20 protein-coding genes and 1 pseudogene are annotated in these 26,116 nt (G+C 37.7%); 10 read left to right on the forward strand and 11 right to left on the reverse strand.

Features of this window, described 5'->3' with window-relative positions:
• Window positions 1-88: 88 nt before the first annotated feature.
• A complete protein-coding gene (locus LG402_RS09025; RefSeq protein WP_109408744.1) occupies window positions 89-862 on the reverse strand; it encodes a YciC family protein in 774 nt (257 codons plus the stop codon).
• Window positions 863-1,295: 433 nt separating this feature from the next.
• On the opposite strand from LG402_RS09025, the gene ompW reads away from it, so the two are divergent.
• Window positions 1,296-1,931, forward strand: coding sequence for an outer membrane protein OmpW (ompW, locus tag LG402_RS09030; protein ID WP_166541317.1), 636 nt, complete (start codon window positions 1,296-1,298; stop codon window positions 1,929-1,931).
• Between the two features lie 671 nt (window positions 1,932-2,602).
• Here the strand turns inward: ompW and LG402_RS09035 are convergent.
• The 6 genes and pseudogenes from LG402_RS09035 to LG402_RS09060 form a co-directional block, all read right to left on the reverse strand.
• The gene (locus LG402_RS09035; protein WP_036937135.1) at window positions 2,603-2,917 is read right to left on the reverse strand and encodes a BON domain-containing protein; all 315 of its coding nucleotides are present in this window, start codon (window positions 2,915-2,917) and stop codon (window positions 2,603-2,605) included.
• A gap of 276 nt (window positions 2,918-3,193) precedes the next feature.
• Window positions 3,194-4,000 carry a tryptophan synthase subunit alpha gene (gene trpA, locus LG402_RS09040; protein ID WP_166541316.1) on the reverse strand — a complete coding sequence of 269 codons (807 nt, stop codon included), beginning with the start codon at window positions 3,998-4,000 and terminating at the stop codon, window positions 3,194-3,196.
• The gene (trpB, locus tag LG402_RS09045; protein WP_036937130.1) at window positions 4,000-5,190 is read right to left on the reverse strand and encodes a tryptophan synthase subunit beta; all 1,191 of its coding nucleotides are present in this window, start codon (window positions 5,188-5,190) and stop codon (window positions 4,000-4,002) included. The genes trpA and trpB overlap by 1 nt, the downstream gene beginning before the upstream one ends.
• A 39-nt stretch (window positions 5,191-5,229) precedes the next feature.
• Window positions 5,230-6,585, reverse strand: a complete 1,356-nt coding sequence (trpCF, locus tag LG402_RS09050) for a bifunctional indole-3-glycerol-phosphate synthase TrpC/phosphoribosylanthranilate isomerase TrpF (RefSeq protein ID WP_227336819.1) — start codon at window positions 6,583-6,585, stop codon at window positions 5,230-5,232.
• A 4-nt stretch (window positions 6,586-6,589) separates the two neighbouring features.
• Window positions 6,590-8,183: pseudogene (trpD, locus tag LG402_RS09055) on the reverse strand (bifunctional anthranilate synthase glutamate amidotransferase component TrpG/anthranilate phosphoribosyltransferase TrpD).
• The gene (locus LG402_RS09060) at window positions 8,183-9,760 is read right to left on the reverse strand and encodes an anthranilate synthase component 1 (protein ID WP_166541314.1); all 1,578 of its coding nucleotides are present in this window, start codon (window positions 9,758-9,760) and stop codon (window positions 8,183-8,185) included. Before LG402_RS09060 ends, trpD begins: the two are co-directional and overlap by 1 nt.
• Window positions 9,761-10,068: 308 nt before the next feature.
• On the opposite strand from LG402_RS09060, the gene rnm reads away from it, so the two are divergent.
• The 4 genes from rnm (at window position 10,069) to LG402_RS09080 (ending at window position 14,048) form a co-directional block, all read left to right on the forward strand.
• Window positions 10,069-10,929, forward strand: a complete 861-nt coding sequence (rnm, locus tag LG402_RS09065) for an RNase RNM (protein ID WP_166541313.1) — start codon at window positions 10,069-10,071, stop codon at window positions 10,927-10,929.
• Window positions 10,930-10,953: 24 nt separating this feature from the next.
• Window positions 10,954-11,574 carry an L-threonylcarbamoyladenylate synthase gene (locus tag LG402_RS09070; protein WP_072067997.1) on the forward strand — a complete coding sequence of 207 codons (621 nt, stop codon included), beginning with the start codon at window positions 10,954-10,956 and terminating at the stop codon, window positions 11,572-11,574.
• 402 nt (window positions 11,575-11,976) lie between these two features.
• Window positions 11,977-12,900: a 23S rRNA pseudouridine(2605) synthase RluB gene (gene rluB / locus LG402_RS09075; protein WP_166541312.1), complete on the forward strand. Its 924-nt coding sequence runs from the start codon at window positions 11,977-11,979 to the stop codon at window positions 12,898-12,900.
• A gap of 200 nt (window positions 12,901-13,100) precedes the next feature.
• Window positions 13,101-14,048 (forward strand): hypothetical protein, encoded by a 948-nt coding sequence (locus LG402_RS09080; protein ID WP_227336820.1) that lies wholly within the window; start codon window positions 13,101-13,103, stop codon window positions 14,046-14,048.
• A 45-nt stretch (window positions 14,049-14,093) separates the two neighbouring features.
• Here the strand turns inward: LG402_RS09080 and cobO are convergent, their stop codons facing one another.
• Together cobO and LG402_RS09090 are read right to left on the reverse strand one after the other, a co-directional pair.
• The gene (cobO, locus tag LG402_RS09085; RefSeq protein ID WP_109408753.1) at window positions 14,094-14,684 is read right to left on the reverse strand and encodes a cob(I)yrinic acid a,c-diamide adenosyltransferase; all 591 of its coding nucleotides are present in this window, start codon (window positions 14,682-14,684) and stop codon (window positions 14,094-14,096) included.
• A 19-nt stretch (window positions 14,685-14,703) separates the two neighbouring features.
• Entirely contained in the window at window positions 14,704-15,465 is a 762-nt protein-coding gene (locus LG402_RS09090; protein WP_176694681.1) for a YciK family oxidoreductase, read from the reverse strand.
• A gap of 213 nt (window positions 15,466-15,678) precedes the next feature.
• Between LG402_RS09090 and sohB the strand changes: the two genes are divergently transcribed.
• On the forward strand, window positions 15,679-16,725 hold the full coding sequence (gene sohB, locus LG402_RS09095; RefSeq protein ID WP_227336821.1) for a protease SohB: 1,047 nt from the start codon (window positions 15,679-15,681) through the stop codon (window positions 16,723-16,725).
• Between the two features lie 480 nt (window positions 16,726-17,205).
• Here sohB and LG402_RS09100 read toward each other — a convergent pair whose 3' ends face one another.
• A complete protein-coding gene (locus LG402_RS09100; RefSeq protein ID WP_072068001.1) occupies window positions 17,206-17,454 on the reverse strand; it encodes a YciN family protein in 249 nt (82 codons plus the stop codon).
• Window positions 17,455-17,761: 307 nt separating this feature from the next.
• Here LG402_RS09100 and topA point away from each other — a divergent pair, with 307 nt between their 5' ends.
• The 3 genes from topA to cysB all read left to right on the forward strand — a co-directional run bounded on the left by topA (window position 17,762) and on the right by cysB (window position 22,254).
• The gene (gene topA, locus LG402_RS09105) at window positions 17,762-20,359 is read left to right on the forward strand and encodes a type I DNA topoisomerase (protein WP_198622324.1); all 2,598 of its coding nucleotides are present in this window, start codon (window positions 17,762-17,764) and stop codon (window positions 20,357-20,359) included.
• A 157-nt stretch (window positions 20,360-20,516) separates the two neighbouring features.
• The gene (sodC, locus tag LG402_RS09110; protein ID WP_109408756.1) at window positions 20,517-21,041 is read left to right on the forward strand and encodes a superoxide dismutase family protein; all 525 of its coding nucleotides are present in this window, start codon (window positions 20,517-20,519) and stop codon (window positions 21,039-21,041) included.
• Between the two features lie 238 nt (window positions 21,042-21,279).
• Complete coding sequence (gene cysB / locus LG402_RS09115; protein WP_109408757.1) at window positions 21,280-22,254, forward strand: HTH-type transcriptional regulator CysB; 975 nt, start codon at window positions 21,280-21,282, stop codon at window positions 22,252-22,254.
• Between the two features lie 60 nt (window positions 22,255-22,314).
• Here the strand turns inward: cysB and LG402_RS09120 are convergent, their stop codons facing one another.
• Window positions 22,315-23,145, reverse strand: a complete 831-nt coding sequence (locus LG402_RS09120; protein ID WP_166541308.1) for a hypothetical protein — start codon at window positions 23,143-23,145, stop codon at window positions 22,315-22,317.
• Window positions 23,146-23,364: 219 nt separating this feature from the next.
• On the opposite strand from LG402_RS09120, the gene acnA reads away from it, so the two are divergent.
• Window positions 23,365-26,037, forward strand: a complete 2,673-nt coding sequence (gene acnA, locus LG402_RS09125; RefSeq protein ID WP_227336822.1) for an aconitate hydratase AcnA — start codon at window positions 23,365-23,367, stop codon at window positions 26,035-26,037.
• Window positions 26,038-26,116 lie beyond the last annotated feature (79 nt).

Raw genomic sequence — 26,116 nt, forward strand, 5'->3', positions numbered from 1 at the left:
ATACAAAGTAAAATCCCGTGATAAGTTGTTAGCTTATACACGGGATTTTTTATCGGTAAATTTTGTAGATAGCTATGCTTTGAACAAATTAGCGAGTTTGTTGTGTTGTGTATTTGTTTTCAACCAACATAAACAAACGAAATAGGTAAATAATCATCCACGCTGAAGCCATATTTTTCAAAAGATAGAATAAGAAATTATGGACAAGATCAGGTAGTTGAATTGTAAGATTACTTACAAAACCAATACCAAACTGCAATAAGATCCAAATGCCTAATGCAGGAATAAGTGATCCTGATTCACTAAATCCAATTTTCCAACCTAAACGTATTGCACTTCCCATATTTTGTTGGCGCACTAAAACAACGGGGGCTAATGCAAAACCAATGAGCAAAATGATGCCAGGAATAATCATCACCATAAAACCAGCGCTAATTAAAATAGAGCACAGGACAATCAGTAAAAACATTTTTGGTAAGCGAGGTAAGCAGGCGTTAAATGTTTGCCCTAAGGTGACATTATGACCTGCAGAGATTGCCATAGCGAACATCAATAAGGTGAGAACCAAGATGCTTTGCTGTAATGTTTCGAATGCATACAGTGATAATACTTTTTTGGCAACACCCACGACACTGTTTGACATTGCTTCTAACTCGGCAGGAGAAGCAGAAGAAAGTTGTGTATTTTTAAAATTAGCCACAAATTCAATCATCAATTGGTATTCTTGAGGATTAGGGCCAATTAAGACATGAACTATTGCTAAAACAACAGCAAGGATAGCGGAAAGGGTAACAATACTACGTCGTTCATTCTTATAAAAATTAAGACTGTCTCGATAGATTGTGCGTGCCGTGGTAGGCATGAAACTGCTCCTATAAAAATAGACTGTGTCAATGCGCGCTATTGTACCTTTTACAACAGCAAAAAGGGATATTTTCTATCAAACCGCTTATTAAGCTTATTTCTTGATCTTGATAGTCACTGCACACTCATTATTTAAATTAAACTAAACATTATTTTAACATAAAAATAACCTTATTTTTAAATATGTCTTTTTAGGATATTTTTTATTCAAAAAATATTACTAATAATAAATTTAATTATAAGAAAAAATTGTATTAATGGGTAATTTGATGTGGATCAATTATAAATAATCATATTGATAAATAATAAAAAGAGAAATAACACTTTCTGCAAAAATAATTCCAAAGTTGTGATCGGTATTAGATCATAATTATCAATAAATGGTTATATTTTTAGCGGAGATTTTACTTATTACAGGAATGGGTTAAATAATGAAAAAACTTTCTGCGCTTATTTTAGCGGCTGCAACTCTTGCGCCTTCTATTTCTTTCGCTCACCAAGCGGGTGATTTCTTATTCCGTGCAGGTACTGCAACTGTTCGTCCTAATGCAGGCTCTGATAATGTATTAGATATTGGTCATTTTGAAGCTAATAATAATACCCAATTAGGTTTAACTTTCGGGTATATGATCACTGATAATATTGGTGTTGAATTATTAGCAGCGACTCCTTTTGAGCACAAAGTATCATTAACAAACTTTGGTGAAATTGCGACAGTTAAACATTTACCACCAACATTAATGGCACAATATTACTTTGGTAATGGTGAAGATAAATTACGTCCTTATTTAGGTGCAGGTCTTAACTTTACTACTTTCTTTGATGAAAAATTCAATTCAGCGGGTAAAGATGCTGGTTTATCTGACTTAGACCTCAAGGATTCATGGGGCTTTGCAGCACAAGCTGGTTTAGATTATAACCTCGATAAAAACTGGATGTTGAATGCGTCTGTTTGGTGGATGAATATCGAAACGGATGTTAAATTTAAAGCGGGTGATGATAGACAATCAATCAGTACACGTTTAGACCCATTTGTATTTATGTTTGGTGTGGGCTACCGTTTCTAATTATTCTTTCTTTAAAAGAATATCTCATAATGAAAAGCGAAGATTATCTTCGCTTTTTTTATGTTTTAAATTCACAAGATAACACTCATTTTTAGATTATCAAAAGATATCATTTTATTGTTAATACTTAAAATAAGAGTCATTTTTAAATAATGTTAAATAAATAAAGGTGTATTTAAAATGGAACATTTTATATTTAAATATCTTCTAAGTTGCATTTAATATACATCTTAATGCTTGGATATAAATAAATTAAAAATTATTTATTTCTATTTATTAATAATAAATAGCATTGTAATTGATAAAATTGGGTATTTTATAGATGCATTTAAAATACATCTTTATATTTAATTTTAGTAAAAGTGCGTTATCTATCAATGGATAGATAAAATCTATAGAGAAATAAAAAGGATTAGCAAGGTCTCACACTGATAATAACAAAGCGGTTGGTTTTTGAATGAAAAATGATTAGCAATTCTTTTGTTTTGCTCTTTTTGTGAGCTATTTTTAAAGCTCGACAAAAGCAGGCTATTTTTGATTAATTTTAGTTTTTTGCAAAATTTGATCTGAATTATGATAATCGCTACAAATAAACATAAACTTATAAACGAAAAAAGACCACCGAAGTGGTCTAAACGTAAAGCTAAAGAAAGACTAGAATAAAAAAGGGATCAGCGAACAACCATAGAGTTGATAACGCCTTTTACGCCTGTAACTTTGCGTGTTGTTTCAATGGCACGATTAGCATCCGCTTGAGAAGAAACGAAACCACTTAATTGAACTTTACCTTTAAAAGTTTCAACGCTAATTTGTGTTGAATTAAGATTTTTTTCACCGATTAGTGCTGTTTTAACTTTGGTGGTGATCACGGAGTCATCAAAATAACCCCCAGTACCTTCTGACGTTGCAGTTGGAGAACATGCAGACAACGTAAATGCCATCAGTAATGCCGCCATGACAGCAGAGATTTTTGCCCATAGTTTCATTATCAAACTCCTTATACATTGCGTAATTGATTGAGTATTTCTGAAAAGAAAACATAAAGCGCTTTATAAAGTATGTGCAAAAAATAAAATATTGCCAAATTTTTATAGGTATTAATTGTGTTACTTTAACTGGAGAAAGAAGAGGGATTGCGCCATTTCATGCAGACTAAGCCCAAAAACGGGCTTTCAAAAGCGAGAGTCAATAAATGATGAATTAAGAGTAATCCGCTTAGAAAAATAGCAAACTATTCTCCTAAAGCGGATTGATTACGATAGTTATGCGAGTGTAGCCGCTTTCATTTCTTTGACAAATTGAGTAAGCGCTTTAAGCATCACTTCAGGTTGATGAAGATTTTTCTCAATAATTTGTACAACGGCTGATCCTGAAATAGCACCCGCGGCACCATTTGCAATAGCCTCTTTGACTTGTTTTGGCTCTGAAATACCAAATCCTTGTAATGCAGGTGGTGCATTATAAGTTTTTAATTTGTCAGTAAGGTGTGTTAGCGATTGTTCAGCACGTTTATCTGTTCCTGTTACGCCAGCTCTTGAGAGTAAATAGGTATAGCCTTTACCTGAGATGGCTAATTCTTGTAAAAGCTCATCATCAGCGTTAGGCGGGCAAATAAAGATAGGATCGATATTCACTCGCTGGGCTGCTTCTCGGAACTCTTTTGATTCACGTAAGGGCACATCACCAATTAAGACAGAATCGACACCAGCTTGTTGGCATTTACCATAAAAATTATCAATCCCATTACTAAAAACAAGGTTGGCATAAACTAATAGACCAATAGGAATATTAGGATGTTTTTTACGTACATTGGTTAATAGCGCAAAGCAATCAGTGGGGGTTACGCCAACATTGAGGGCACGTAAATTAGCACCTTGAATAGTAGGACCATCTGCAAGAGGATCGGAAAAAGGAATACCAATCTCTAAAGCATCTGCACCACCTTCAATTAACGCATCAATAATTTGTAGTGATAGCTCAGGAGAAGGATCACCTAATGTTACAAAGGGAACAAATGCACCTTGTTGTTTTTGTGCTAATGCATCAAAGCAGTTTTGATAACGGCTCATTAGATTTCTCCTCTTGCTGCTAAAATATCGTTTACAGTAAAAATGTCTTTATCGCCACGGCCTGATAAGTTCACAATCAGTAATTGCTCTTTATCAGGATTTTGAGCAATTAATTTAAGTGCGTAAGCTAGAGCATGAGAGGATTCTAATGCTGGAATAATACCTTCTCGGCGTGAGAGTGCTTTAAATGCTTCTATGGCTTCATCATCTGTAACAGAAACATAATCAGCACGACCAATGCTATTTAGATGTGCGTGCTGAGGCCCGACAGATGGGAAGTCAAGACCTGCTGAAATTGAATATGACTCTTCAATTTGCCCTTCATCTGTCTGCATAATAGGGGATTTCATCCCAAAATAGATCCCTAATTTACCATGTTTTAGTGGTGCGCCATGTTCACCCGTTTCAATGCCTTTACCTGCAGGTTCAACACCAATTAGCTGTACTGACGTTTCAGGAATAAATGAAGCAAATAACCCGATAGCATTTGAACCACCACCAATACAGGCAATAGCTGCATCGGGTAGACGGCCTTCACGCTCTAGGATCTGTGCTTTAGCTTCATCACCAATCATACGTTGGAATTCGCGTACAATTGTTGGGTAAGGATGGGGGCCTGCTGCGGTTCCTAGTAAATAGTGAGCGCGATCGTAACAACCAGACCAGTCGCGTAATGCTTCATTACAGGCATCTTTTAGGGTAGATGAGCCACTATGAACAGGAATAACTTCAGCACCCATTAAGCGCATACGAAAGACGTTAGGTGATTGACGTTCAACGTCTTTTGCACCCATATAGATACGACACTTCATATTAAGTAGTGCGCAGGCCAAAGCAGTTGCAACACCATGTTGACCAGCACCCGTTTCCGCAATTATTTCGGTTTTCCCCATACGTTTTGCCAGTAATGCTTGACCTAATACTTGGTTAGTTTTATGAGCGCCACCATGCAGTAAATCTTCACGTTTTAGATATAAACGAGTTCGCGTGCCTTCTGTTAAATTACGGCAAAGGGTTAATGCTGTTGGTCTACCTGCATAATTTTTTAATAAATCTTGGAATTCTTGCTGAAATGACGGATCGTTTTGTGCATCAATAAAAGCTTGTTCGAGTTGATCCAATGCAGGAATTAAGATTTCAGGTACATATTGGCCACCAAATTCGCCAAAGTAGGGGTTAAGTTTTCTCATTGTGATGTCATCCTGTTTAAAATTTTATCTTTATGAAATTTAGTTTCGCTGTAATTGTGCAAATACTTGGTTCAGACGTTGCGTATCTTTTATGCCAGGAGCCGATTCTACTCCGGAGTTAAAATCAAGCCCGATACAGCCTGTTTTAACTGCATCTAAACAGTTTTCACTGTTAAGACCACCTGCAAGTAATGCTTTTTCACGTATTGTGTTTGGAATTTTTTGCCAATTAAACGTTGTTCCTGTGCCACCTGTTCCGTTATCAAGTACATATTTATTAACGTGTAAAGCAGGCGGAATATCACTGTGGATTGCCATGTTTATTGCTTGCCAAATCTCACAGCTAGGTTGAATTTTTTGTCTAAGTTGCTCAATAAACTGAGCATCTTCTTGCCCATGTAATTGAATGGCAGATAAATTAAGTTTTTCAGCATAGTCACAAATAAGTGCAATGGGTTGGTTTTGAAAAACACCTACAAATGCTAAGGGAGCTTGTGCTATTAACTCTTTTGCTTGTGACAATGTCACTTTACGCGGGGATTTCTCTGCGAAAATCAATCCTGCATAATAGGCACCGGCTTGATAAACCGCTTTTACATCTTGTGTACGAGTTAACCCGCACACTTTATGCTTTCCCAAAACGAGTGCTCTTACTGCTTGGTCAATATTTTCTTGTGACATTAAGGCACTACCTACCAAAAAACCATTAGCATATTGGCTTAGCTCTTGAACTTGCTGGTGGGTATGAATACCTGACTCGCTGATCACGATGGTATCTTCAGGTAATCCTTGGCTTAATTGCGGAGTACGTGCTAAATCAATAGAGAGATCACGCAAGTCGCGATTATTAATACCAATAACTTTGGCATTAAGCTTAATTGCTCGTTGACGCTCTTCTTCTGTGCTGACTTCGGTCAATACACCCATATTTAATTGATGAGCAACCGTTGATAGCGCGCGATATTGTTCATCGTCTAAGACAGAGAGCATTAATAAAATCGCATCTGCTTGATAAAAACGTGCTAAATAGATTTGGTAATCATCAATAATAAAATCTTTGCACAAAACGGGCTGATGTACGGCTTGACTGACTTGACGTAAATAATCAAAGTTTCCTTGAAAATACTTTTCATCAGTTAATACCGAAATTGCCGCAGCATAAGGCTGATAAATTTTTGCAATTGTAGCGGGATCAAAATCAGCACGAATTAATCCTTTTGAGGGCGATGCTTTTTTACACTCTAAAATAAAAACAGTATTAGGTTGAGTTAATGCCTGATAAAACGAGCGTGTTGATGGCACTATTTGATGCACAAATTCTGATAATGGTTGGCTTGCTTTACGTGCAATCAGATATTCTGCTTTATCTTTTACAATGGCGTTTAATACAGTCATGTTTTTATCCTCTTGCTGCTAATGCGGTGACACGATTTATTGCTTTACCGCTATAAATGGTGTGCATAGCAACTTCAGTATTCATTTTTAAATCTTCTTGCCCATGTAAACGCATTAATAAAGCGACATTAGCTGCGACAGATTCGGTATGTGCTCTTTTTCCTTCACCTTGCAGTAAACTTGCCAATAATTGGCGGTTAACTTCAGGTGTACCACCTTCTAAATCGGCCATTGAACAAGGACGAAGACCAAAATCACTTGGTGTGAGTTCATAACGTGTAATTTCACCATTACGTAATTCAGCGACTTGAGTCGGTGCATGTAACGACACTTCATCCATACCACCACTGTGTACCACGGCAGCGCGTTCATAACCCAATACTTTTAGCGTGTCTGCAATAGGCATTAATAACTCAGGGCTATAAACACCAATTAATGCTAATGGTGGGCGAGCTGGATTAATCAAGGGACCTAATACGTTAAATAAGGTGCGTGTTTTTAGTTGTTGGCGCACAGGGGCTGCAAAACGAAAACCACTGTGATACTGCGGTGCGAATAAAAAGCAAAGTCCCACTTCATCTAATAATTGACGTGCATCATCCGCACTTCTGTCTAATGGAATACCAAAAGCAGCGAGTAAGTCTGATGAGCCTGAGCGACTAGATACGCTACGGTTACCGTGTTTGGCTACTTTAATGCCGACTTCTGCCGCTACGAATGCGCTAGCTGTTGAGATATTGATGCTGTTCGCGCCGTCGCCACCAGTGCCAACAATATCGCAAAAGGTGTAATCAGGACGAGGAAATGGCAGTGCATTTTCAAGTAATGCTCGTACAGCACCAGCAATTTCTTGTGGATGTTCACCACGCATTTTCATGCTAATTAATACAGCAGCTAATTGTGATTCTGTTAATTCACCACGGATAATCGCGCTAAACAGGGTTTGGCTTTCTTCTAATGTTAACTGCTGTGCGCTAAATAATTTGTTGAAGATAGTTTCCATTTTATTTGTCTCCTTTAGGAGTTAATGCCCATGCGATTGTTTGTTCTAAGAGTTGTGCACCTTTGGTGGTTAAAATTGATTCTGGGTGAAACTGAAAACCACAAGTTTTATGTTGACGGTGGCGCACCGCCATAACAGTGTTATCGCACCAAGCATTAATAATAAGTTGTTCTGGAACGTGTTCTCCTGAAAGCGAATGATAACGAGCAACGGGTAAAGGATTAGGTAAATTCACAAACATTTCGCTGTTATCATGTTCAGCCAATGTCGCTTTACCGTGTAAGATCTCTCCACATGAAGAAACTTTGCCACCGTAAGCTTCAATGATGGCTTGATGACCTAAACAGATACCAACAACAGGTAATGTACCTAGTACACGTTTCAACAATTCAGGCATACAGCCCGCTTGTGAAGGTGCGCCTGGCCCTGGAGATAACAGTAAAATCGGGTTATCGAGTTCGTGTAGTTTTTGTTCAATAAAATCAGCAGTGACGCTATTGCGATAAATGACAACGTTATTGCCAAGGCTACGTAATTGATCGACAAGGTTATAAGTAAAAGAGTCGATGTTATCGAGAAGTAAGATCGTTGCCATTAGCAAGCCTCCTGTATTTGTATTTCTGTATGAGCTTGTAAAATGGCATTGATTACAGCTTGTGATTTATTGCGGGTTTCTTCCGCTTCCATTTTGGGATCTGAGTCGAGCACAATTCCGGCTCCGACTTGAATTGTGGCAATATTATTTTCAACATAAGCGGAGCGAATAACTATGCAAGTATCAAAATCACCGGTACCAGTAAAATAACCAATGGCTCCACCATAGCTACCACGTTTTGTTTTTTCATAACGAGCAATTAATTGCATAGCACTGACTTTAGGGGCACCTGATAGTGTTCCCATATTCATACATGCTTGGTAAGCATGGAAAATATCTAAGTCATCACGTAATTTTCCAACCACTCTAGATACTAAATGCATTACAAAAGCATAACGATCAACTTTTGTTAGCTCTGCAACATAGCGGCTGCCTGCTTGGCAAATACGTGCTAAATCATTACGCGCCAAATCAACTAACATTAAATGCTCTGAAAGTTCTTTGGTGTCAGTACGCATTTCTAGCTCAATGCGGCTGTCTAAATCTGCATTAATTGAACCATCAGCATTGCGTCCTCTAGGACGAGTTCCTGCAATTGGGTAGATTTCAATTTGTCGATCACTGGTTTGATATTTCAGTGCGCTTTCTGGTGATGCACCAAAAACAGTGAATAGAGCATCTTGCATATAAAACAGATACGGGCTTGGGTTTTTCTGTTTCAACACTTGATATGCGGCAAGTGGTGAAGGGCAAGCTATTTGAAAACGACGTGATGGTACGACTTGGAAAATATCACCACGACGAATATAAGTTTTCATTGCCTCAACGATATCACCATAGCCTTTATCGTCCATATTGGTGTGTATTGTTGAACCTTCCGCTGTTAAAGCGTGGCGAATAGGGTGTTTTAATGGTTGTTTAGCCAGTGAAATTAATTCAGTTTGTCGTAAAGCGAGACGTTGGCATTCTGTTTTATCATCAGTAAATGCAATGGAAACCAACTGACTATCTTTATTTTGATGGTCGATCACGATTAATTGTTCGGCTAAATAAAAGCAATAATCAGGGCAAGAAAAATCACTTTCTAATTCAGGAATAGATTCAAACCCGCAGACTAAGTCATACGCAAATAAGCCACCAATAAAGATAAAGTTTGCATCTTTAGTGTCTTTATTAACAAGAAAGAAACGCAACGCATCAAATACGCTAGCCGATTTTAATTTGCTTTCTTCATCGGTCTCTTGTGAAGGTGTAGCAAAAGTAAAAACACACTGTTTGTCGCTCTCTGACGTTAAATTAGCTTTTTCTTTTAGTGCGATTTTTAATGCGGGCAATAACGCTTGTCCATTAACACTTAGTGCATCAATAGTGACTTGATTTTTTACTGCACTGATGCGTAATGCACTATCAACAATTAATAAGCTTTTTAGGTTTGCTTTAGTGTCGATTTGTGCGGATTCTAGCAATAATGTGTAATGTTGATTTTCACATAATGTATTGAAAAGCAAAGCTGGTTCGCTGTGATAAGGCAGTGGCGTTGCCTTGGTATTAAATGAGAATGCAAGTGATGTATTCATTGTTATCGCTCTATATTATTTTCTTTATTTACTGTTTTTAAAGCATAAAAAAACCCGCGTAGGCGGGTTTTAGATATCACTGACGTTAAGCCGGAGATCAAACCGCCCATAAAAGAGTGTTGCGCCACCAAAGAGCGATAAGATGTTGATTGATATTCATAAGATCTCCTTACAGCTAACGACAAATAAACAGAAAGTGAACTAGCTCGTGTTGCGTACTAGTTAACTGGATTGCGTTAGGTTCGTCAAGTACTTTATGGCATACTCTTTAAAAATTATTATCTTGCTAAGGTGAAAAGGGAGACGTGATGACTGAAGGGCTATCTGATTTAAGAGTGATTTATGATTTACACAGCCACACTACCGCGTCAGATGGCGAGCTTTCACCAGAAGAACTGGTTGATAGAGCGATAGAGCGTCAAATTAATGTTTTAGCGATTACGGATCACGATACAACAGCGGCAATTACACCTGCTAAGCATTATATTGCAGAAAAAAATCTGCCTCTTACTCTGATATCAGGTGTCGAAATATCGACTTTGTGGGAGAATATAGAAATCCATATTGTTGGATTAAATATGGATATCGACCATAACGCAATGAAATCGCTCCTTTCATCACAAAGCCAATGTCGTGAAACACGTGCGATAATGATAGGTGAGCGATTAGAAAAAGCAGGTATTGCCAATGCTTTTGAAGGCGCTAAAGCGCTAGCGCATGGTGGGCAAATAACAAGAGGGCACTTTGCCCGATTTTTAGTGAATGACGGACATGTTGCCTCAGTTAATAAAGTATTTAAACGTTATTTAGCGAAAGGAAAAACAGGCTATGTACCCCCGCAATGGTGCTCAATAGGTGACGCGGTCACAGCAATTCATGCTGCTGGTGGTGTTGCAGTGTTAGCACATCCGGGTCGATATGGTCTATCTTCTAAATGGTTAAAACGATTAACACTTTATTTTAAACAACAAGGTGGTGATGCAATCGAAGTGGCACAATGCCAACAACCACCACAAGAACGAGAACAACACGCGGCATTAGCTCAATCTTATGAGTTAAAAGCTTCGTTAGGTTCTGATTTTCATCGTCCTTGCTCGTGGATAGAGTTGGGGCGTAATTTATGGTTACCCGGTGGCGTTGAACCAGTTTGGTCGCTATGGCAGGAGTAACATCAGAAATTCGTTGAGGGATGTATGAGCCAACTTTTTTATATTCACCCTGATAATCCGCAGGCTCGTTTAATTGAACAAAGTGCTGATATTTTACGCAAAGGCGGAGTGGTGATTTATCCAACAGATTCTGGCTATGCTATTGGCTGTTGTTTAGAAAACAAAGATGCAATGACGCGGATTTGTCGTATTCGTCAATTAGATAAAAACCATAATTTCACACTGATGTGTCGTGATCTGTCAGAAATCGCTAATTACGCTTATGTTGATAACGTGGTATTTCGTTTAATAAAAAATAATACCCCAGGTAATTACACCTTTATCTTAAAAGCGACTAAAGATGTACCAAAGCGTTTGATGAATGATAAACGTAAAACGATTGGCTTACGTGTTCCTTCTAACCCTATTGCATTAGCATTGTTAGAAAATATTGGTGAGCCATTGATGTCAACTAGCCTGATTTTACCAGGTAATGATTTTGCCGAGTCTGATCCTGAAGAAATCAACGATTTATTAAGCAAACAAGTTGATTTAGTGATCCATGGTGGCTATTTAGGTCAAAAACCTACAACAGTAATTGATTTAACAGAAGATAGCCCAGTGATAATCCGAGAAGGTACCGGAGATATTACTCCATTTCAGTAAATGATTTGGTCGATTAAACTAAATATCGATTCGATAGATGCATAGTGAAGAAATTTATCGTGAGATAAAGAGATAAAAGGTGAAGGGATTTATCGCTTGTGTTAAATTTATACATTGCGATAAAAATCACGGTGCTTGTTTTTAACATCGGTTATGTCAATGAGCGTTTTCGTTGATGCGTTAATATGCATACAAAAGAAGCAGTTAAAACCGTCATGCTATTTTATCGAAACTATTTATCACAATGTTGATGTGAAAATCATCAACATTGTTCACTATTGAATCAATAAACCTGTGTTTATTAGTGAATTTAATAAACATGGGTTATTTTTTACTTAATTGATTTTTAAAAATTAATTCTATTTTTATGACGCCTGTGAAGGCGACACATGAGGTTGTTTCATGAGCGATAAATCGCAACGTACTGAAAAATTACAAAAAATCCTTGCTCGTTCTGGCCACGGCTCTCGTCGTGAGATTGAAGGTTACCTTCAAGAAGGACGTATCAGCATTGATGGTACAAAAGCAAAATTAGGTGATCGTATTGATGTCACCACAACAGCAAAAATCCGCTTAGATGGTCGTATTTTAAATATTCGCGAAGCCCAAAAAGATGTTTGTCGAGTGTTAGCGTACTACAAACCTGAAGGTGAACTGTGTACTCGTAGTGATCCACAAGGCCGTCCTACCGTTTTCCAACGTCTTCCACGTCTTAACAGTGCTCGCTGGATCGCTGTTGGTCGTCTTGATGTGAATACCAGTGGATTATTGCTATTTACAACAGATGGTGAATTAGCTAACCGTTTAATGCACCCAAGCCGAGAAGTGGAACGTGAATATGCGGTTCGTGTTTTCGGTGAAATTGATGATGCTAAAATTCGTCAATTAACTCGTGGTGTGCAATTAGAAGATGGCCCAGCGTCATTCCGCTCTGTTTCTTATCGTGGTGGTGAAGGGATTAACCAATGGTACAACGTTTCACTGACAGAAGGCCGTAACCGTGAAGTTCGCCGTATGTGGGAAGCGGTTGGTGTTCAAGTAAGCCGTCTTATTCGTGTTCGCTATGGTGATATTGATTTACCTAAAGGTCTACCACGCGGTGGCTGGGTAGAGCTTGGGTTAGAGCAGATTAACTACTTGCGTCAACTGGTTGAGTTAAATGATGAAACAGTAACAAAAGTAGCGGTAGAAAAAGACCAACGTCGAATTAAAGCAAATCAAATTCGTCGTGCGGTTAAGCGTCATACTAAAATATCAGCTCGCACCTCTACATCACCTGCAAAAAGAGCGTCAAGTCGTCGTCAGTCAACTGGAAATAATAAGTAGTTTTTGAATAATTATTTATTATTTTAAATTAAAATATCATATTTCATTAAGAGGCAGCCAATAAACATTGGGTGCCTCTTTTTTGATAGCTTTCTTTTTTCTATAAATAAAACTATGATGCATAGATTAATAAGATAAGAAGTCATTTTTATTAAAATAATATTTTGTTTGTATATTTTACAATAAGGTATACGCGATATATGCATCGTTTTTTTTATTTAACAACAATGTTATGTGCGACTACTCTTACTACGGGTTGTGAGCCAGAAGCTAACTCAAATTCACAATCTGGCGTGTTTTATATCAGTAACAATAAAACCGTACCGTTAGTCTTTCAAATTGATGAAAATTCTTTTTGGCTTAATACAGGTGAAGTAAAAGAAATAAAATTAGAGAATGGAAAACATGTATTAGTTAATGCTGATGGAGAAAAGAAAATTTTTATGATTTATCCTGGCAATCATGGGGGGATAATTAATCCATCTAGGGATATCTACTATAGTTTTACCTCTGCTTTTTCACCTAAAGGAAATGACGAACACTTATACTTAACAATTCGTTCCATTTGGATTGATGGACAGCTTGTGAGTGGGGCTATTAATAGCTCTGATGCCACATTCATTGATAATAATATCTTCCAGTGTGAAATTCCTTTAAATAAACCTATTACAACGTATTTATCTGATTGGGATAATAAGAGAATGGGAAATGTATTAACTAAGTGTTTTTCCCAATCCGAATTTCAAGATTTTTTATCAAAAAAACCATATGACATTCATGTTTATTCTGATCTATCTTTATTAGAAGCGCATAAGGAACAAAATAAATATAACTGGATAAATAATGAGAACACGCGAACAGATGATTTTATACCGACAATAAGTAATATTACGTTTAATAATAGTGAGATGCTTAAAGAAGCTAAAAATATTTATAAAATAACCAATTCCTATTTAGCTTCTCGTGATCCAAGTGAAAAGATAAATTACTATAATCAATATCATTTTCATGTAATGGCAATGGCTATGGTTTATAGTCAGCAGATACAAAATGATATATTTGATGATAAAGAAGCTTATTTCAAACTGATAAATGAAACAGGGCGTATATTTGGTGCAGGTATATTAAGTGAACCTGCTTTAATATAAATAATTATTCACTTTTTATGTGATTAAAAAGACAATAGGTAATTATTACCAATCTATACCTTTTTGTGCTTTTATCCCACTATCAAAAGCATGTTTGATAGGACGCATTTCTGTCACTGTATCAGCTAACTCAATTAATTTTCTATGGCAGCCTCTTCCTGTAATAATAACGTTTTGGTGTGCAGGGCGAGAGCTAATTGCTGAAATAACCTCATCTAATGGTAAATAGTTAAAGCTAATCATATAAGTTATTTCATCAAGGATAACTAAATCATACTCTGGGTTATTAAGCAGTTTGAGTGCATATTGCCATGTATTTAAGCAAGCCGTTGTATCGGCACTTTTATCTTGAGTTTCCCAAGTAAAGCCTGTCTCCATGACATAAAAAGGCACACCAAATTGCTCTAATAAATTACGTTCACCGTTTTCCCAAGTTCCTTTAATAAACTGCACAACACCGACCTTTTTTTGATGACCAACAGCACGTGTTGCTGTACCCATCGCTGCTGTCGTTTTACCTTTACCATTACCTGTAAAGATCATCAAAATACCTTGTTCTCGTTGAGCTTGCTCAATTCGGGTATCTACTTTCTCTTTTAAGCGTTGTTGGCGTTTTTGGTGTTGTGCATCATTCATTTTTGACCTCGAATTTACGTTATTCAGCAGGGCCTGCTTTACGGCCTGGTTGGGCATCTAAAGATTGTCCTTTCACATCAATGCTGTCATCACTCATCAGGTAGAGATATAACGGCATCAAGTCTTTAGGTGTTTTTAGCTTTTGTGCATTTTCATCAGGAAATGCACTGGCTCTCATTGCGGTACGAGTGCCACCAGGATTAATGCAGTTAATTCGTAAGGTGCTGTCGTTATATTCTTCATTGAGTACCTGCATAAAGCCTTCTGTTGCGAATTTGGAAACAGAATAAGCACCCCAACCGTAACGACCTTGGCGACCCACGCTGGATGTGGTGAGAATAAGACTTGCATGAGGGGCTTTTAGCATTAAAGGTAGCAGTGCTTTGGTCAGCATGAATGTCGCATTGACGTTAACTTGCATAACATCATGCCAAAGGTTACTTGGTTGATTAATGATAGGTTCAACAACACCTAGCAGACCTGCATTTTGTAGCACACCATCAAGGTGAGGAAAGCGTTTAACAAGTGTATCAGCAAATTGCTGAAAATCGTTTTCCGTTGCTGTAAGTAAATCAAGGGGATACAACATGGGTTGTTGTCCACCTGATGTAATGATTTCTTCTTGAACATCTTCAAGTTTTGATAAAGTACGGCCTAATAAGATAAGTGTTGCGCCATATTGCGCATAAGTTAGTGCGGCTTCTTTTCCTATGCCATCACCAGCACCAGTTACTAGAATAATTTTATCTTTTAGCACGCTATGATCCGGTTGATATTGCAACATATTGATATCCTGTCTAGTAAAAAGTAAATAAAGTGTAACGTCTTATTTGTCTAGCGACCAGTTTAGTCTGGTTTTTTGTTTACAATTTATAGCTGATTTTTTTATGGTGTTACCCATAATTATGCCTTTGTGACTAGCGCTAAAGCAGAATTTCGTTAAACTAGGCATATTGGTTTTAGTCAGTGTTATTAACCTTAAAAAGAGGTCTTTGTGGAGTATATTTTACAATATGGACTGTTTTTAGCAGAGATTGCCACAGTTGTCGTGGCTATTATCGCTATTGTGTTGTTTTTTATTGTTATTGGAAATAAGAAGCAAAATCGAAAAGGCACGTTAAAAGTGACAGATCTTGCTGAAGCTTATGAAGAAAAACAGCGAGTAATGCAACAAGCGAGAATGGACGATGCTGAATTAAAGGTCTGGTACAAAGCGTTTAAAAAACAGCAGAAAAAAGAAAATAAACAAAGTAAAAACAATGCGAAAGAAGGTAAGAAAGGCGTTGTAAAACCTTGTTTATATGTTCTTGATTTCAATGGTAGCATGGATGCTCATGAAGTGGGTGCATTACGTGAAGAGATCAGTGCCATTCTTTCTGTTGCCCAAACTGGTGATGAAGTTTTACTCCGTTTAGAAAGCCCTGGTGGCATGGTTCACGGATATGGACTAGCAGCCGCGCAATTAACACGTTTAAAAGAAAAAGATATTAAACTTACTGCAGTTGTCGATAAAGTTGCGGCAAGTGGTGGGTATATGATGGCCTGTGTGGCTGATAAAATCGTCGCAGCACCTTTTGCGATTATTGGCTCAATTGGTGTCGTTGCTCAAATCCCTAATATTCACCGATTGCTTAAGAAAAACGACATTGATATTGAGTTACATACTGCTGGTGAATATAAACGTACATTAACTTTATTGGGTGAAAACACAGAAGAAGGTCGTGAGAAATTTAAACAAGATTTAAATGAAACACACCTGTTATTTAAAGCTTTTGTACATAAATATCGCCCTCAACTTGATATTGATAGTGTCGCTACTGGAGAATATTGGTATGGCACAGAAGCATTGAATAAAGGCTTAATTGATGAAGTTGGTGTGAGTGATGATTGGTTAATTAATCACATTAACGACTATGAAGTCTTTTCTGTTCGATATGTTCTTAAAAAGAAAATGGTTGAACGTGTTACAAGTGGTGCAATGGAAAGCGTTGATAAATTGATGATGCGCTGGGTTCAAAGAAGTAAGAAACCATTGCTATAACCCAACCGAGTACACAAAGTTAAGTTTTATTAGCGATACCGAGAATTTAAAACCTAAAGCTTGGTATCGCTGCCATTTTCCCTTCTTGTTCATCAATACTTCTTGAATTCTTCACACAGATATTTTGATGCTTTATTGGCAAATCGTATTGCTATAAGGCAAAAAAAAGCCAGTGAAGTATTCACTGGCAATCAAAGAAATAATTGATATTGCTTAACAACAACAGGGTAAATATTTCCTCTTTCTAGGAAGTATCAATATAACGGTAAAAACAAAATAAAAATAATTGATATTACTGATTGTATTAATAGGTGAGTGTAATCCTAAATATAAGAGAATAATAAACAGCCTCCACTTTTTGCATTTTTATTCTTTAAAGGTGATTTTTTATGCCAGCTATTTTTATTGGAAAAACAATAACTGGCAAGTAACGTCTCTTTCTCGATAGTGAGATTAAGTGTGAAATAATCCTAATGGCGATTATTCTAAATGATACTTATCTGATAGCACATGTGCTAAATGCTTAAACATATTAAAAGCTGCAGTGCTTTTTGCCGTAGGTAAACCTTGCTCATCTAAAAAAAATTCACCTTTAAATACGAGGACATTACCTTTTTGTTCAACAGAATCTGCATGCATACCTTGTAAATAATCTTCATGTTCACATATGATTTTATTCGCTTTTTCAAGTAGCATCTCTGTTGTAATAGGTGTAGTTTGTGTTGACATAATCTGTGCTCCTTAGAAAAATAATTTGTTGCGCCTCACTTTTTATCAGGTAGAGTGTGGCATTTTTAAAAGCTTAGCTACGCTATATGTAGCAAATATAATTTGCCCGTTGCCCGATCAAAGCAGTGAGGTGATTAAAATACCTCAAAAAAAGTAATGAGTTTTGAGCTCAAACAAAAGCTTTGAATAAAAACAGGTTGATATATTGCAAAACTAACGCAATATAAAAAAGAGATTTTAAACATTTTTTTAGTTGAGGGTATTAAACAATACCGTCATAACAAAGTTTAATTAGGTAAAGGTAATTATGGGTAAAGCTCTTGTAATCGTGGAGTCCCCGGCAAAAGCCAAAACGATCAATAAATATCTTGGCAATGACTACGTAGTTAAATCTAGCGTGGGTCACATTCGTGATTTGCCCAAGAGTGGTTCTGGCAGCCAGAAGAGCGAAAACTCATCCGCCACGAAAGGCGTGAAAAAAGTTAAAAAGGATGAGAAATCAGCCTTAGTCAGCCGTATGGGAATCGATCCTTATAATGGGTGGAATGCGAACTATCAAATTCTACCCGGCAAAGAAAAGGTTGTGGCTGAACTAAAAGCATTGGCTGATAAAGCTGATCATGTCTATCTCGCAACGGACCTTGACCGCGAAGGAGAAGCTATCGCGTGGCATTTACGCGAAGTTATCGGCGGTGATGATGAAAGATTTAGTCGAGTGGTTTTTAACGAAATCACGAAAAATGCCATTACACAAGCTTTCCAAACTCCAGGTGAGTTAAATATAGACCGCGTTAACGCGCAACAAGCACGTCGTTTTATGGATCGTGTTGTGGGCTATATGGTTTCACCTTTACTTTGGAAAAAAGTCGCTCGTGGATTATCTGCGGGTCGAGTGCAATCTGTAGCTGTTCGTCTATTGGTTGAACGTGAACGTGAAATTAAAGCCTTTGTTCCTGAAGAATATTGGCAGTTACACGCATCATTATTAACACCTGATGAACAACCATTGCGTATGGAAGTCACGCATTATAATGATAAAGCCTTCAATCCTGTTTCATCTGATGAAACGCAGGTTGCGGTTAATGCATTAAAAAATGCAACCTTCACAGTAAAAGATCGTGAAGATAGACCAACATCAAGCAAGCCAAGCGCACCACTTATCACATCAACTTTACAACAAGCGGCCAGTACGCGTTTAAGTTTTGGTGTGAAAAAGACAATGATGCTAGCTCAACGCCTTTATGAAGCTGGTTATATTACCTATATGCGTACTGACTCGACTAACTTAAGTCAGGATGCAATTCAAATGGCGCGTGATTATATTAGCGAGCAATTTGGTGCTAAGTATTTGCCGAAAGAACCAAATGTTTATTCGAGCAAAGAAAATTCGCAAGAAGCGCACGAAGCTATTCGTCCTTCGGATATCAATGTTATCTCAGAATCTTTAAAAGATATGGATAACGATGCCAAACGATTATATCAACTAATTTGGAATCAATTTGTGGCGTGTCAAATGACACCAGCAAAATATGATTCAACGACATTAACTGTCGAATCAGGTGATTATAAATTACGTGCTAAAGGCCGTACTTTACGTTTTGCGGGTTGGACGAAAGTGATGCCTGCAATGCGTAATAAAGATGAAGATAAAACGTTGCCGGCTGTTGATGTAGGGGCGAAACTGGCTTTAGCTGAATTAGAACCGACTCAACACTTTACTAAGCCACCAGCACGTTTTAGCGAAGCGACTTTAGTTAAAGAATTAGAAAAACGCGGTATTGGCCGTCCTTCAACTTATGCGTCTATTATTTCCACTATTCAAGATCGTGGTTATGTAAAAGTTGAAAACCGCCGTTTTTATGCAGAAAAAATGGGTGAAATTGTCACAGATCGCTTAGAAGAGAATTTTAGCGATTTAATGAATTACGATTTCACTGCGCAAATGGAAGATCACCTCGACCATGTTGCAAACAACGAAGAAAATTGGAAAGCGGTATTAGATGCATTCTTTACTGATTTTAGTCAGCAATTAGAAGTTGCTGAAAAAGATCCAGAAGAAGGAGGAATGCGACCAAATCCAATGGTAATCACTTCTATTGAGTGCCCAACTTGTTCTCGTCATATGGGAATTAGAACGGCGACAACAGGGGTATTCTTGGGATGTTCAGGTTACGCATTACCGCCCAAAGAACGTTGTAAACAGACTATTAACCTTATTCCTGAAGATGAATTATTGAATATTCTGGAAGGGGAAGATGCAGAAACTAACGCATTACGAGCTCGTCGCCGTTGCCCGAAATGTGGTACTGCAATGGACAGTTACCTGATTGACACGCATCGTAAATTACATGTTTGTGGTAATAACCCTGCATGTGATGGTTATGAAGTCGAAGAGGGTGAATTCCGCTTAAAAGGTTACGAAGGGCCTGTTATTGAGTGTGATAAATGTGGCTCTGAAATGCACCTGAAAATGGGGCGTTTTGGTAAATACATGGGTTGCACTAATGATGAATGTAAAAATACCCGTAAAATCTTAAAAAGTGGTGAAATTGCGCCACCGAAGGAAGATCCTGTACCGCTTCCTGAGTTACCATGTGAAAAATCTGATGCGTATTTTGTCTTACGTGATGGTGCCGCGGGTGTATTCTTAGCCGCAAATACCTTCCCTAAATCAAGAGAAACGCGCGCACCAAAAGTAGAAGAATTGGTTCGCTTTAAAGACAGATTAGCAGAGAAAATGCGTTATTTAGCTGAAGCACCTGTGGCTGATCCAGAAGGAAATCCAACGATTGTGCGGTTTAGTCGTAAAACTAAACAACAATATGTTTCTTCTGAAAAAGATGGCAAAGCAACGGGTTGGTCTGCGTTTTATGTCGATGGTAAATGGGTTGAAAAAACCAAATAACATTGGCATTGCGTGATAAATAAAAAAGCGACTAATGAGAGTTAGTCGCTTTTTTTGCATGAAGAAGATATGCTAATTAATGTACATTGAAACAGTGTAAGTGGTTAATTTCTATTTGTCTGATATTTTACTTTGCTAATAATAAGACGGAGATACTATGAAACTGATGCCTTTGTTACTCTCTGGTTTACTCTTCACCTCAGTGGCGAGTGCAGCCACATTAGATGTTACGTTAAAAGAAGCACTTCCTACAGGTGCCGGTAACGATATTGGTGTTGTTACCATCACTGAAACCGATTATGGACTGTTATTTACGCCAAAATTGACAGGATTAACACCTGGTGTGCATGGTTTTCATATTCATGCTAATGGCTCTTGTGAGCCAGATATGAAAGAGGGTAAACCTGTTCCTGCTTTAAAAGCGGGGGGGCATTTAGATCCGGAAAAAACCGGTGTTCACTTGGGACCTTATAATAAAGAAGGGCACTTAGGTGATTTACCTGGATTGGTTGTTAATGATAAAGGCGTTGCTGATTACGCAGTATTAGCGCCAAAACTGACTAAACTTGAGCAAGTGAAAGATAAAGCCATAATGGTGCATGTCGGTGGTGATAATTATTCAGATAATCCAGAAGCACTTGGCGGTGGTGGTGCAAGAATGGCATGCGGTGTTATTAAATAATCTAAGGCCATTATTGTTCTGAAATAAAAGCTGACATCGAGTCAGCTTTTTTTATACTTATTTATAGCTTATAACTATTCGATATAACAAAACCTAAATAACCCTATTAATTACGTTAGACCGAAATGAAATAAGTGATATAGTGGTTATATATTACATCTTTATTATTCTTTTTAGTTATATGAATATAAATAGAATAACGGAATAATAAGTCTTTTGTTGAAGGGATAGCCTCTCTATGAAATTACAACAGTTGCGTTATATCGTTGAAGTGGTGAATAACGATTTAAATGTATCAACCACGGCAGAGCGTTTGTATACATCTCAACCGGGGATAAGTAAGCAGATCCGCATGTTAGAAGATGAATTAGGTATACAAATATTTTCTCGTAGTGGTAAACATTTAACGCATGTGACACCCGCAGGTGAAGAGATTGTTAGGCTGTCTAGAGAAATATTGTCGAAAACAGAAGCCATTCGATCTGCAGCTGGTGAACATACTTATCCAGACAGAGGTTCGCTGTCTATTGCAACAACACATACTCAAGCTCGTTATGTATTGCCACCTGTGATAAAAGGCTTTATTGAGCGCTACCCTGATGTTTCTTTACATATGAATCAAGGTTCACCAACACAAATAGCTGAAGATGTTTGCAGAGGTAAAAGTGATTTCGCTATTGCGACAGAGTCACTGCATCTTTATAACGATTTAGTGATGCTACCTTGTTATCGTTGGAACCGTATTGTGGTGGTTCCTAAAGATCATCCTTTAGCACAAAAAAGAGAAGTCACACTGAAAGAGCTTTCTTGTTACGACATCGTGACTTATACCCAAGGTTTTACAGGGCGTTCTGATCTCGATGATGCTTTTGGCAAAGTAGGTTTAAAACCTAAAATTGTTTTCACTGCAACAGATGCTGATGTCATTAAAACGTATGTAAGATTACATTTAGGTATTGGTGTAATTGCTAGTATGGCGTTTGATCCTGTGCTAGACAGTGATTTAGTGGCGATTGATATGCGTGATAAATTTAGCTATAGCACCACTAAAATTGCATTCCGTCGCAGTGGTTTCTTACGTGGTTACATGTATGACTTTATGTGGCGTTTCGCTCCACATTTAACTCGTAATTTAATTGAACAAGCCGTTACATTGCGAACACATGAAGAAATTGAAGAGCTATTTAAAGATATTGAATTGCCATTAGTGTAATACTGAAAGGCGGGTAATTCCCGCCTTCAAGCGTAATCATCAATCTTAACCCCGTATAACTTATTTCAAATAAAAATCCCCACTAAAGAAAGCGTCTGACTTTGTAATGCTTAGTTGACGATACTTATTTAAAAAATCATAAAATTGTTGATTAATTTTCGGATCATCCAGTGCGTTAGCATCAAAGATAGAGGTGATCGTGCTGTACTCTAAAGACACAGTAAATTTACGTCCAATACAACTAGCAAGAAGCATTTTTGCAGATTTATATGAAAAACGTAAGCTCAGGATTTTTAACTTAGGTACAAAAATAAGATGGTTATTATGATTAAGGATCTCGGTCACTCCTGCAATGGTTATTGTTTGATAACTATCTAATGATTGTCGTAATCCAATTTCTATTTTTTGGCCTTGAGTACGTAAAAAATCAATAAATTCACCTAAAGCAGGTGAAGTGGCATTAATTGCTGTACCAAGTAATAACTGAATAAAAGCTTGAGCAACAGAAAAATCAAATGTCTGTTTATGGAGTTTTTTTGTTTCCACCTTATTGTGCCCTAAAAGGGGAAGATGATTCAGCGTTTCTAACCAATGTTCAGGACGATAATAGGCTTCATTGTCTTCTTTTTTTAATGCGGCCAGATGGTTCGCTATGATAGAAATAAGTCCAATTTGAATATTTTTAAGTTGTGACATTTTTTCTATTTCGAATTCTTCAAACAATTTTGGTGAGGCGATGATAAATTGCACCAGACCTTCAGTATCTTTTAGATTTTGAGAATGTAATGAGTTTATCGATAAAGTTTGCGGAAAAGGAGGTTTGATAGGTTCAGCAAAGTAACGATCGGCACTTATTATATTCTTTAGTAACTCAGATTGTTTATTATTCATAAATATTATCCTTTCACAGTTATACCTCCGTTATTAAATCCTAATTAGATGAAAAGCTTGAGACTAAAATTTATTAACACCATGATAGCCATAACATTACGTTAACAAATTGTGTGATCCTTAAGCGAAATTATGAGTTATATGATATGTTTAATAGATAACCTTACCTATTTTGATGGTTTAAACATGCTGTCAGTATAAAAATAAGAAGGAGGAGCTATGTCGTTACACTTGAAAAAAGAGAGCCATTCCACGCTCTTAGTTGGATCTCGTGAATATGAGTATTACCGCCTTACTGAAGTTGCTCGTCAATTAGGCGATATTACCCGTCTTCCTAAATCTCTGAAGGTACTGTTAGAAAATTTAGTACGTTATCTCGATAATGATACGGTTGTTGAAGATGATATTAAGGCGTTAGTTGATTGGCAAAAAACAGCCCATGCATCTCGTGAAATAGCTTATCGACCAGCAAGAGTTTTAATGCAAGACTTTACAGGTGTGCCTGCTGTTGTTGACTTAGCTGCAATGCGAGAAGCCGTAAAATCATTAGGCGGACAAGTGGAAAAGGTCAATCCATTATCGCCCGTTGATTTAGTTATTGATCACTCTGTGATGGTTGATGAATACGCAAGTAAAAATGCATTTGCTGAAAACGTTGAAATAGAAATGGAACGTAACTATGAACGTTACCTTTTCTTGCGTTGGGGGCAACAATCGTTTGAACGTTTTCGTGTTGTGCCACCAGGAACAGGGATTTGCCATCAGGTAAACCTTGAGTATTTAGGTAAAGCTATCTGGTCTGAAGAAAAAGATGGCCGTTATGTAGCTTATCCAGATACCTTAGTAGGAACAGATTCTCACACCACCATGATTAATGGTCTTGGTGTTTTAGGCTGGGGGGTTGGAGGTATTGAAGCTGAAGCTGCAATGTTAGGTCAGCCTATTTCAATGCTTATTCCTGATGTTGTTGGTTTTAAACTAACAGGCAAACTACGAGAAGGTATTACAGCAACAGATCTTGTACTTACTGTCACCCAAATGCTACGAGCCCATGGTGTAGTAGGAAAATTTGTTGAGTTTTACGGAGATGGTTTAGCCTCATTACCTTTAGCTGATCGGGCAACGATAGCGAATATGTCGCCAGAATACGGAGCAACATGTGGCTTTTTCCCAATAGACAATATTACGCTTGATTATTTGCGTTTAACTGGGCGAGAAGAGCAAGAAATCGCTTTAGTTGAAGCTTATAGTAAAGAGCAAGGTTTATGGCGTCATGCTGGTGATGAGCCTATCTTCACCTCTACATTATCTCTTGATATGGGAACAGTTGAAGCAAGTCTAGCTGGGCCTAAACGTCCTCAAGATAGAGTGAATTTAGCAAGTGTTCCTAATGCATTTAAAGCGGCAGTAGATCTTGAAACCAATAAGAAACCACTGGCGCAGTTACCTCAAGTAAAAATTGATGATTACCCTGAATTTGAGTTAACTGATGGTGCTGTCGTGATTGCAGCGATCACATCTTGTACTAATACTTCAAACCCGAATGTCTTAATGGCCGCGGGGTTACTGGCTAAAAATGCGGTAGAAAAGGGATTACAGCGTAAACCTTGGGTAAAATCTTCTTTAGCCCCCGGCTCTAAAGTGGTCACAGATTACCTTAATTTAGCGGGATTAACGCCTTATCTTGATGAGTTAGGTTTTAATCTTGTGGGTTATGGTTGCACGACTTGTATTGGTAATTCTGGGCCTTTATTAGCACCGATTGAAAGCGCAATTAAAGATAATGATTTAACTATTGCAGCGGTATTATCAGGTAACCGTAACTTTGAAGGTCGAATTCATCCTTTAGTAAAAACTAACTGGTTAGCTTCGCCTCCGCTGGTGGTTGCTTATGCATTGTCAGGGAATATGAGTATCGATCTTACTAAAGAATCTTTAGGTAAAGATAAGCAGGGTAACCCTGTTTACTTAAAAGATATTTGGCCTGACAGTAAAGCAATTGCAGATGCGGTTGAAAAAGTGAAAACAGAGATGTTCCATAAAGAGTACTCTGCGGTGTTTGAAGGAGATGAGACGTGGAAATCACTGAAAACACAAAATACGCCAGTGTATACTTGGCAGGCAGATTCTACTTATATTCGTCATCCTCCTTTCTTTAAAGGAATGACAAAAACGCCAGCACCAATTAACGATATTCACCAAGCCAGTATCTTGGCAATTTTAGGTGATTCGGTAACAACTGACCATATTTCACCTGCTGGAAATATTAAAGCTGATAGTCCCGCTGGACGTTATTTGCGTGAGCATGGGGTAGAACCGAAAGATTTTAACTCCTACGGCTCTCGACGTGGTAACCATGAAGTTATGATGCGAGGCACCTTTGCCAATATTCGTATTCGTAATGAAATGGTACCGGGAATTGAAGGTGGTTTTACCAAACATATTCCAACGGGGGAAACGTTAGCAATTTATGATGCTGCAATGCGTTACCAGCAAGAAAATACCCCATTGGCGATCATTGCAGGAAGTGAGTATGGTTCAGGCTCTAGCCGTGACTGGGCAGCAAAAGGAACGCGTTTATTAGGTGTTCGTGTCGTGATTTCGGGTTCTTTTGAGCGTATTCATCGTTCTAACTTGATTGGTATGGGAGTTTTACCGTTAGAATTCCCAGCAGGTGTTACACGTCAAACATTAGGATTAAAAGGTGATGAGAAAATTGAGATCACTGGGCTTAATGCATTAACACCAGTTCAAGATGTCGCGGTTAATATTACTTTTGCGGATAATCGCACTGAAACTATTATGGCGCGTTGCCGTATTGATACACAAACCGAGCTCGCTTATTTCCAACATGGTGGCATATTACATTATGTTATTCGTAATATGCTTTAATTAGGTCTTATTGATATTGCTAAACGCCTCATTATAAAAATGGGGCGTTTTTTTAGGTTGCTTAAGTGGAGTCTGCCAT

The organism is Proteus sp. NMG38-2 (assembly GCF_020640995.1).
In the GTDB taxonomy this organism is placed as follows: domain Bacteria; phylum Pseudomonadota; class Gammaproteobacteria; order Enterobacterales; family Enterobacteriaceae; genus Proteus.